The sequence below is a fragment of the Aminobacter ciceronei genome (genome assembly GCF_014138625.1).
Lineage (GTDB): Bacteria > Pseudomonadota > Alphaproteobacteria > Rhizobiales > Rhizobiaceae > Aminobacter > Aminobacter ciceronei.
Genome location: NZ_JACJHY010000096.1, coordinates 1 through 1,020, shown reverse-complemented (window position 1 = coordinate 1,020; position 1,020 = coordinate 1). Strand labels below are relative to the sequence as shown.

Below are 1,020 nucleotides of genomic sequence, written 5' to 3'. Positions count from 1 at the left end.
TGTCGTTTCCAAGAAGGTTGTTCAGTCTTTGGAACGGGCTGATGCCTCCAAGGGCCGAGTGTGGGCGTGCCAGGTTGTAGTTGGCTGCCCATTGGTGAATGGCCTTGGCGCGTTCGTTCGATGAGGCGTATGGCCTGGCATAGGCCCATTCGCGCAGCGAAGTCTGGATGAAGCGCTCGGCCTTGCCGTTGGTGCGCGGGGTGTAGGGCCTTGTGCGGATGTGTCGGGCACCGGCACCTTGGAGTGCCTGGGCGAACAGTTTGGAGCGATACGCCGAGCCGTTGTCGGTCATCACCCGCTCAACCCTGGCGCCCAGCCTGGCGTACCAGGCCAGTGCCCGGTTGAGGAACCCGGTGGCATCATCCCGGCCCAGGCTGGGCAGCAGTTCGACATAGGCGAGGCGCGAGGCATCGTCGATGGCGACATGCAGGTGTTCGTAGCCGATGCCTCGGGCGCGATGATGGCCTTGGTGCTGACCCGTGATCCGATGGCCAACGCCGTCGATACGGCCCAAGGTCTTGATGTCGATATGGATCAGTTCGCCCGGCCGCTGCCGTTCGTAGCGCAACACCGGGGGCCGGGGATCGAGCCAGGCCAGCCGGTTCAGTCCCAGCCGGCGCAGCACCAAGCCTACCGTCGAGCGCGCCAGGCCCAAGGACCGGGCAATTGCCGGCCCGGTCATGCGCTGGCGCCGCAACTGCTCGATCCGCGACACCTGCATGGCTGCCAGCCGATGCCGGCAGCGGTGCGGAGCCGAACTGCGATCGTGCAGAACCCGGTCGCCGGCCCGGTAGCGGTCGAGCCAGCGATAAGCCGTTCGTTCCGAAACCCCGGCCGAACCGGCAGCACGCCGCACGCTCCAGCCCTGTTCAATTCGTTGCACCAAAAGCACTCGACCTGACGGCGTCAGACGCGCATTCTTATGGACGTTCATTCGGGGAGCTCCACTGAAGGTTGGTTGGCTTCGCAACCCCAGCTTCTCAGTCCCTCCTCGAATGAACAACCTTCATAGCTTCGACA

At 64.4% G+C, this 1,020-nt stretch carries 1 protein-coding gene; it reads right to left on the bottom strand.

The genetic code is table 11. The features are described 5' to 3' along the window. Nucleotides 1–934: IS481 family transposase (locus HNQ95_RS33345; protein ID WP_154387651.1), on the bottom strand; the 934-nt coding region annotated here is incomplete at its 3' end. Nucleotides 935–1,020: the final 86 nt, after the last annotated feature.